Genomic DNA, 7,342 nt, shown 5'->3' with positions numbered 1-7,342 from the left:
CGGCTCTCCTCCCCTCTCGCAAGCATGTAGCCTGAGCCGTCGAAGTAATACCAGGTGCCGTTGACCTTCTCAAACTTGTCTTTTGGATAAGAGCCGTCTGAGTGTACATACCAATAGCCTATATCGTTCTTCTTCCAACCTGTTTCAATTGTCAAGCCACTTTCAATATCCTGCTTGAACTGTTCACGGCTAATGCCCCATTTGGCAAGATAAGGATACGGGTCAACGTGGTCTGAATGGTTGTCTGGTTGGTTATTGGTACAGTATTCATGTGTTTTGATACCTTCCAAACTGCTTGTATCAAGCGTTTTCGGCAAACCTGCTTCATCTGCTAGATTGCGTAAGAGTTCGATATAGAGACGGTAGTCTGTCATGAACTCTTCTTTAGTTGAATGGCTTTCAATCAATTCAACTGCCGCATAGCTTTCCGCATTCCAATCGCCCCCAACGTCCCAGGCACCATTATTTACAGGACCGACCTGCAGGACACGACCGTTACCAACCACATGAGAGAAGAAACCAAGCTCAGGGTTCTTTCTGTAGTGGTAGTCTGCCTCATTTTGAGCGGTAGAATTACGGTTCCCCGTAGAGTGAGCGTGCACTTGTCGATATGGCGCATAGCCTACTTGTGGCAAGCCTGTACGTAGTCTGCTTGTATCGATATCCATTACTCTTGTCCTTTCCAAGCGTCGTTCATCTGTTTCACGGCTGACTCCACAAAGGTATCCAAGTCCTTATTGGTCATACTGATATTATATTTGGTCAGCTCAGCTCTAACTTTATCACGAGCTTGCTCTAGCTTTTCATCACCTTTATAACCTGTCTCAGCAGCCACCTGCTCCACGGCATTCACTGCATTCTTGGCTAGGATTTCAGCGATGATTACCGCTTTCTCTCCGCCTTTACGCAAAAGATAGTCTTTCACCATTTTCACGATACTGCCTACTGCTACTGCTAAAAAGCCTGTCGCAAAAGCGATAATAAATTCATTAAATTGTGTCATGTGTTGTTTCCTTTCTATTCTCTATAAAACTTAACATTAACGCTACCTATATACTCCCTTAAGTTTGTACCAGTTAGATATATGACTCCTCGGTTATACATATCAGCCTGAATTCTTATTAATTTGCTATTATTGAGTTGTACATATCGTATAGCAGCAACCTTAATATCATTACCTTTAATATCAATATTGTACCCACCCCAGTACTGCCACATTCTTGTGTTTAACACTTCCAATAATAATGACGGTCCACTCGACCACACCAACCTATCGCCAATATAGCGCTTGACAATCTCTCTACTTCCTAACATGATTCTTACTCTATCTCTCATAGCTTCACCTACTTAAAAATATCGTAAATCGTGTGAGGGTCTTTGGTAGTAATAGCATCGTACTGCTCTTGCGTACCGGCCCAATAGTTGAGTGCCTGCGAACCGTTCTGATTGACAATGTTCTGACCTGGAACTCCACTTCGCCCTTGTTCACCATCGTTGACATTATCCAAATGGGTAAAAGCAGAGGCTCTCAATCCTCTGTAATTCACTTCAATGCGAACTTCAAACCAACCACCAGAACGCTGAGAAGCACTCCATGTGCCAAATTTTCCTGCTGAATCAGGGGTCTGATTTCTCAAAGAACGCCAGTTTGTATAGCCAAAACCACGGTAGTAATAATCAAGAGTATAGCCGCTCGTGACTGCTTCGCCATCGTAGAATACATCCGCAAACAAATTCAATCGGCTAGTAGAGCCATTCTTATAAGAACCCTCAATACGAACGCTGGCATTCAAACTATGCCCATTATCCCCTTTTAAGCTATCCCGTTGAGTCGGTGTCAGCGTATCGAATGATGGACGATTTTCTAAGGCGGAAATCCTAGCCTTGATGGGGATATCATTGTACAACTCCCATTTTTGGGCATAAGTAGACAAGTCTTGGTGGGAGGTCAAGTAGCCTTTCTCTTCCAGCTCCGCTTTTGTAACGAGGGTTTCTGGATGGACTTTCGGTCTACTCTCAAGGGTGTCCAGTCTTTTCTTAACCTCCCTATCCTTTAGCTCTGAGTCTTCTTTGATAGCCTTGACATCCTCACCGATTGCTCTTGCTAGATTTTCAAGGTTACTCATAGCACTCACGCTTTCGCTGCGTTATAGGTTGCGACCAAGTCAAGGTTGGCAATCTGGTCTACACGTCCGCTGACTTCAGTTACTTTGCCAAGAAGTGCGCTATTTTCATCTTGTCCCATACTTGTGATTTTTTCTGCGATTTCTTTCAGTGTGTCCAAATTCTCAGGGGTACCTTCACCCAAGATTTCAGCCTTAACCTCGGATTTAGCACGGGTAATTGCTTGGTTCATGTCAGACGTGCTGACTTTCGTTTTCAGCTCTTCGTTTACCTTTTTGTTATCTTCCCCCACTGCCTGTGCGAATGCTGTTAATTTTGTAGTATCCATTTTGTGTTACACCTTTCCTAAATTGTAATAAAAGAGCAGGTCTGGCAATTCCTGACCTACTGGGCTCTCGCCTACAGTTCTACCTGCAAGCTGTTTTTCGACTTCTTTTGCAATATCCAGCTCTTTTAAAGCATGGACTTCTTCTGTAACCAATTCCTTATCTGAGGCGACTATCTTGATATGGACAGATTTATCACTAGGGAAAACATAGCCTCCAGCCGTGATTTCCAAGCGATAACTCCCAATCGGCAAGATAGCGTCCAGATGGAAACTCACACCTTGACTGGTAACAGCTACCTGCTTCTTCCACTGGTAGCCCTCCTTGGTCAGACTGATCAGCGCCTGCTCCCCTTCCAGAGAGGAGATGACTTGGTAGTCTTCGTCTAAGAGGGCAAAACCAAAGGTGGAAGCCAAGTCCCCTTGCTTAATCAGGTGACCGCCGTCAATCTGTGCGAGATTGGTCATATTGAGATTACAGACCATTCTGCACCTCTTTCTTTACTGTTTACTTTGTATCAAGGTTTTCAGTTCTCTCACATCTTCACCTAGCGATTTGACCTGTTCAGCCAGCACCAGAATAGCCTTGTTTTGTTCGTCATGGTTATCCAGTCTTTTGTTAGCCGACATTCGAAATTCGCGTAAGTTCTCAATGTCTTTTTCTATGGCTGTCATGCGATTTTCCTGCTTGGTTGCCCTGTCCTTCATGGAAAAGTACAAGACAACCACAGGAATCAGAGAAAAGAGAAACCGAATCAATAAGTGCTCAATCTCTGTCATAAACACCTCGCTAGTTTGCCAGATGGCTCAAACCACGTCGCTTCAATTCCTTGCGCACACGGTCTTTCCAGCGTTTATGTACCCATGAAAAGTCAACTGCTCCACGTTCCAGTAGGTTGATGTACATGTCGATTTTGGCTTGGTCTAGTGTAATCTTACTCATTGCTGCTACCTCCATTGTCTTCACTAGGGCTCTCTTGGTTTGTCGTTTCAGAAATGTCATCTTCTTTCTCGCTTTCTTTCTTATCTTCTACCGCTGGGGTTGGTTGTGCTTCTTCAGCTTGGTTTTCTGTGTCCGTAACCTGAGGGGTGTCCTCGTCGGTCTCCTCCTGGTCAGACTCTCCTTGAGCTTCCAGCTCTTCCAATCGCGCTAAGATATCCTCAATATCCTGAGCATTCTGGAGATTGACCTTCTGCATGCCATCCATGAGCTGGTTGGCTCTCTCCAGCGCTTCCGTCGTCTTAGCCAGTTGTTCTTGGTTCTTGACAATGGCGCTTGTTGGGTCCAGTTCGGTGCGAACCAATTCCAAAACCGCTTGGATAAGGGCGTCCTCACTATCCTGTGTATGGTCACCTGGCAATTCGCACTGCTCATAAGAATAGCGCCCCTTGTTTTCCATCTTGATTGCGACAACTGTTACATTTTCCCCACCTTTCAAGTAGGGATTGATTGCTACTTCGTAATTCATTCCTTATTTCCTTTCATTTTCGCTTGCGTTTCGTCAAAAAGTTCTTTAAGCGCTGGGTCATATTCCAGCACCGCCTTAAAGGCCTGTAATTCAGCCAAAGCCAGCCTATGGTGTACATTTAAATGCGCATAGTTCAATTCGATATCAGCCAAACGGTCGACGAGCGACTCAGCGACTAGCTTGTCGATTGTGTGATTATCCATGTCTGTTCTCCATTTTTTCTATTTTTTGATTTAATTCTTGAATGGCCTTGATTAAGTAAGGAACTAAAGCGGTATAGTCTATATGTAGATAGCCATCTGGATTCTCAGGATCTCGTGAGACAATTCTTGGAACGATGGTTTCAGCCTCTTGAGCTATTAGACCAATCTCCTCATGTTTCTTACTTTCGATGAAATCAAATGCAACCATTCTTAATCTGTTGATTTTGTCCAAGGCTTTCACAGCTGTATCTGTGATGTTCTCTTTTAAGCGTCTGTCTGATTTTTGTTCCATCCAATACTTCACGCTACCACTACCGACCTGATTCCACCAAACAACCGCATTCCTTCCGCCTTTGGGATTCCAACCATCACCAAAGACGTCTTTACTTCCAAGTTCGATACCATTTAAAAACACAGGAGAACGAGAAAAAGTAGTATTCCCATAGAAGTTTGCTCTCGATGAATCCGAAAAGTCAACCCTACCGTGGAAATTTGCTCCGTTTCGGCAATGCATGTTTCCTAACGTTGTCACATACCAAGCATTGGGGCCAGGACTGTTCCAACTGTAACCCCAGTTCGCCCAAAATGCGGTATTTTCGCCATTGTAGCTTCCGCCTTCGCCGTTTCCCATGCCGACCGAGAATTGGTTGACACCAGAAATCCAGCGACCTCTTCCTTGAGCAAAACGACCAATTGTAAACCCTCCTATTTGACCCTGATAAGCTTCTAAGAAAGTCGAGCGATTCACAACTGATTCAATCTTAGTCGCAAAGATACGTTTAGAAGTTAGTTCTCCAATAAAGGCGTCGTTGGCAATAAGTTTTTGAATAAAGGCATGATCAAACTTTACCTTATCAGCTGTGACCGCTTCGGCAGCTAAAACAGCTGTCGTTACTGAACCTGATTCAAAATTAGCTGTCTTCAACTTATCAACCATGGCAGACTTGATGACTGCTCTGTCAATCAGGGTCTCGCCTGTTATATGGGTTAATTTCCCAGAAAGACGATTATGTCCATTGGCTCCTAGATTGATACCCGAAATCAAATCACCTGCACTGTTGATGTTTTGAACCAACCAGGAGCCAGCTAGTTGAGTCATTTTTGTTTGCGTTGCTTCAAGCTTCTTATTCGCATCTGCGACTGCATCTTCTGGATGTGGTTGCCATGTTCTAGGTTTATAACCTTTGTACAAGTCAACTTCTGTAATATACAAATCAGCTGTTCCTGATGATGAGCCATTGTTCTCAAAACGAATGTAAGCATTATCCATTTCTCCGGAATTAAAAGTTACTGAGACATCTTCGCATCTAGAGGTAGATAGTTTCTTGCTGCTAACAACTTTCTTAAAGATTGTGAATCCATCGCTCTCGCCTGCTCTTCGTCCCAAAATATAAACATCATAGCTTGCTAGAGCACTGTTGTTAAATCCTCTAAAATTCAGTACATAGTCAGTATTTCGTTCAAGATTAAAACGGTGACTAGACAAAAAGTTTTTGTTTTTAGTTGCATTGCTTAAACGCATAAGGTCTTTCTGCCCGTTGTGATAAAAGCTATGCTTAACCAATCTTCCTAAATTTTGAGTTGAGACCCATTTATTCGTATCATTTTTAAAATCACTATTCTTAATGAGGTTAGGGCCGCTTACACTATATTTCCCAACCTCAACCTGAAACAGTTGATTGGTCATAGCCATGCGAGCAACCTTATCCGCAATTCCATTTTCAGTATTACCCAGAATCCGCTCATAGAGTTGACTACTCTCCCTCACACGCTGGAAGTCAGTAGTCTCTACCTTACCTGCCAGTTGATGGGATAGGTTCGCAATGTCCCTGGTCATATCCTGCTTATAAGTTGTTATTCGGCTTGAAATATCCCTAAATGTCCCGTCGGCAGATTGACGATAGCTAGCTATTTGGCTAGTTATTTCTCTATTCGCACTCGTTTTAACTCCTTCAATTCTCCGATGAATCCCCTCCACATCTTCTTGATAGCTTGATTTCCCTACATAATCTCTGGATATCTGCTCACGAACTGCTCTTGCTTGTCTCGCGCTCTCCTCACGAGTATAGCGCTGTAAGCTTTCCTGTCTTTGACCATCTTGAGTAACATAGGCCTGAACAGCCGACAAATCCGTTCGCAATTCCTGCGCTGTTCGCTCAAAGCTAGCCTTAGCTTGTGTGATGAGACCATTGGTGTCTTCAAGCGCTGGACTCCAGTCTGTCGCTAGGGTACCTTTTTCAAGTTTAATCCTACGAATGAAAAGAGTTCCTCCGTATCCTAAATCTGAATTGAATAGGGTCATCTGTAGCTTGGATTCAGAGGGCGCATCCTCTTTAAAAAATACCGAACCTGTAAGCCTAAATCGCTGCCACTCCCTAGTCGCAGTGAACTCTTTTTGTCCCTCTATACCAAAGCCATTCGCCCCACCATGCGACATATGGAAAGGAAAAGAACCATCAACTTCATCGAGTTTACAATCAAACGAGAGAGTCCAAGTTGTCCCAATATCGGACTTTGAAAGATAGGGATCTAGATTATCAAACACAAAACCAAAACGAGACTGTTGAATTTTCTCGGAATCACGATAATAGTTCCGACCACCAACTTGCATATTTGAAAATTCTTCTCGCAATTTTCCAGCTTCAGCCACAACTAAGGTCTTATCTGCCTTGCCCTCGGTTGACCGAAGGATTTCCTGGCGGATAGAGCCAGCCTGCACCTCAAATTCAGCCGTACTAAGCTTCTGATTTAGTTTGTTCTGCGTGTCTGTCTCAAGACTCTTCACAGATTGCCGGATATTCTCAGCAGTCACGTTGAGGGAGCTGATATCCGCTTTGGTTCTGAGACCTTCAGTCAAACGCCTCACTCCAGCATCAAGCGCATCAGCGCGCTGATTAAAACGAGAGGTCATTGTTGAAATACGAGTAGAGCTCTCTTCTTGTATACGGTCTATCTGACTCGTCAGAGTCTCTGCTGTTTGCCTGACTTCTGATTTGTTAGCTTTCCCTTCCATTCTGTTCGTCAGTGCAGTTAGCCTGCCTTTAGTCGTCTCTTCATATCTTGCCTGAGAGCTTCTGACTCCAGCCAAGTCATTCTTTATCTGACCGAGAGCTTGAACTTGTTTGGAAATGTCAGTTTTAAGTTGCCTTTGCTTGGAGCTTATATCATTGGTAACTGTCTGCTTTAGAAGATTCAAATCACCCGACAAAGCCGTCTGAGCA

The 7,342-nt window shown here is 43.9% G+C and carries 11 protein-coding genes; all 11 read right to left on the bottom strand.

The genetic code is table 11. The features are described from left to right. On the bottom strand, window positions 1-668 hold a 668-nt coding region (locus tag HT699_RS07410; RefSeq protein WP_172934218.1), incomplete at its 3' end, for an N-acetylmuramoyl-L-alanine amidase family protein. Continuing rightward, window positions 668-1,003, bottom strand: coding sequence for a phage holin (locus HT699_RS07405; RefSeq protein WP_054388048.1), 336 nt, complete (start codon window positions 1,001-1,003; stop codon window positions 668-670). The genes HT699_RS07405 and HT699_RS07410, both read right to left, overlap by 1 nt. Before the next feature lie 14 nt (window positions 1,004-1,017). After that, complete coding sequence (locus HT699_RS07400; protein WP_023937803.1) at window positions 1,018-1,335, bottom strand: hypothetical protein; 318 nt, start codon at window positions 1,333-1,335, stop codon at window positions 1,018-1,020. An 8-nt stretch (window positions 1,336-1,343) separates the two neighbouring features. Next, window positions 1,344-2,126, bottom strand: coding sequence for a hypothetical protein (locus HT699_RS07395; protein WP_000067166.1), 783 nt, complete (start codon window positions 2,124-2,126; stop codon window positions 1,344-1,346). Window positions 2,127-2,131: 5 nt separating this feature from the next. Next, window positions 2,132-2,452 carry a hypothetical protein gene (locus tag HT699_RS07390; RefSeq protein ID WP_000381731.1) on the bottom strand — a complete coding sequence of 107 codons (321 nt, stop codon included), beginning with the start codon at window positions 2,450-2,452 and terminating at the stop codon, window positions 2,132-2,134. A 6-nt stretch (window positions 2,453-2,458) separates the two neighbouring features. Next, entirely contained in the window at window positions 2,459-2,935 is a 477-nt protein-coding gene (locus HT699_RS07385) for a hypothetical protein (RefSeq protein ID WP_023937796.1), read from the bottom strand. A 15-nt stretch (window positions 2,936-2,950) separates the two neighbouring features. After that, entirely contained in the window at window positions 2,951-3,229 is a 279-nt protein-coding gene (locus HT699_RS07380; protein WP_000134981.1) for a hypothetical protein, read from the bottom strand. Window positions 3,230-3,239: 10 nt separating this feature from the next. After that, entirely contained in the window at window positions 3,240-3,392 is a 153-nt protein-coding gene (locus tag HT699_RS07375; RefSeq protein ID WP_000036642.1) for a hypothetical protein, read from the bottom strand. Beyond that, window positions 3,385-3,918, bottom strand: coding sequence for a hypothetical protein (locus HT699_RS07370; protein ID WP_001105679.1), 534 nt, complete (start codon window positions 3,916-3,918; stop codon window positions 3,385-3,387). The genes HT699_RS07375 and HT699_RS07370 overlap by 8 nt, the downstream gene beginning before the upstream one ends. Beyond that, complete coding sequence (locus HT699_RS07365) at window positions 3,915-4,121, bottom strand: hypothetical protein (RefSeq protein WP_000368698.1); 207 nt, start codon at window positions 4,119-4,121, stop codon at window positions 3,915-3,917. Before HT699_RS07365 ends, HT699_RS07370 begins: the two co-directional genes overlap by 4 nt. Further along, complete coding sequence (locus tag HT699_RS07360) at window positions 4,114-7,134, bottom strand: tail fiber domain-containing protein (RefSeq protein ID WP_172934219.1); 3,021 nt, start codon at window positions 7,132-7,134, stop codon at window positions 4,114-4,116. Before HT699_RS07360 ends, HT699_RS07365 begins: the two co-directional genes overlap by 8 nt. Window positions 7,135-7,342 lie beyond the last annotated feature (208 nt).

This window comes from Streptococcus sp. 1055, from assembly GCF_013276815.1.
In the GTDB taxonomy this organism is placed as follows: Bacteria; Bacillota; Bacilli; order Lactobacillales; family Streptococcaceae; genus Streptococcus; species Streptococcus pseudopneumoniae.
Note: the sequence above shows the minus strand (reverse complement) of the source record. Positions and strands in the feature narration are given on the sequence as shown.

What these genes read in the sequence shown, in the direction of transcription:
- HT699_RS07405 (WP_054388048.1), bottom strand. Translation starts at nt 1,003, where the DNA reads ATGACACAATTTAATGAATTTATTATCGCTTTTGCGACAGGCTTTTTA.
- HT699_RS07400 (WP_023937803.1), bottom strand. Translation starts at nt 1,335, where the DNA reads ATGAGAGATAGAGTAAGAATCATGTTAGGAAGTAGAGAGATTGTCAAG.
- HT699_RS07395 (WP_000067166.1), bottom strand. Translation starts at nt 2,126, where the DNA reads ATGAGTAACCTTGAAAATCTAGCAAGAGCAATCGGTGAGGATGTCAAG.
- HT699_RS07390 (WP_000381731.1), bottom strand. Translation starts at nt 2,452, where the DNA reads ATGGATACTACAAAATTAACAGCATTCGCACAGGCAGTGGGGGAAGAT.
- HT699_RS07385 (WP_023937796.1), bottom strand. Translation starts at nt 2,935, where the DNA reads ATGGTCTGTAATCTCAATATGACCAATCTCGCACAGATTGACGGCGGT.
- HT699_RS07380 (WP_000134981.1), bottom strand. Translation starts at nt 3,229, where the DNA reads ATGACAGAGATTGAGCACTTATTGATTCGGTTTCTCTTTTCTCTGATT.
- HT699_RS07375 (WP_000036642.1), bottom strand. Translation starts at nt 3,392, where the DNA reads ATGAGTAAGATTACACTAGACCAAGCCAAAATCGACATGTACATCAAC.
- HT699_RS07370 (WP_001105679.1), bottom strand. Translation starts at nt 3,918, where the DNA reads ATGAATTACGAAGTAGCAATCAATCCCTACTTGAAAGGTGGGGAAAAT.
- HT699_RS07365 (WP_000368698.1), bottom strand. Translation starts at nt 4,121, where the DNA reads ATGGATAATCACACAATCGACAAGCTAGTCGCTGAGTCGCTCGTCGAC.
- HT699_RS07360 (WP_172934219.1), bottom strand. Translation starts at nt 7,134, where the DNA reads ATGGAAGGGAAAGCTAACAAATCAGAAGTCAGGCAAACAGCAGAGACT.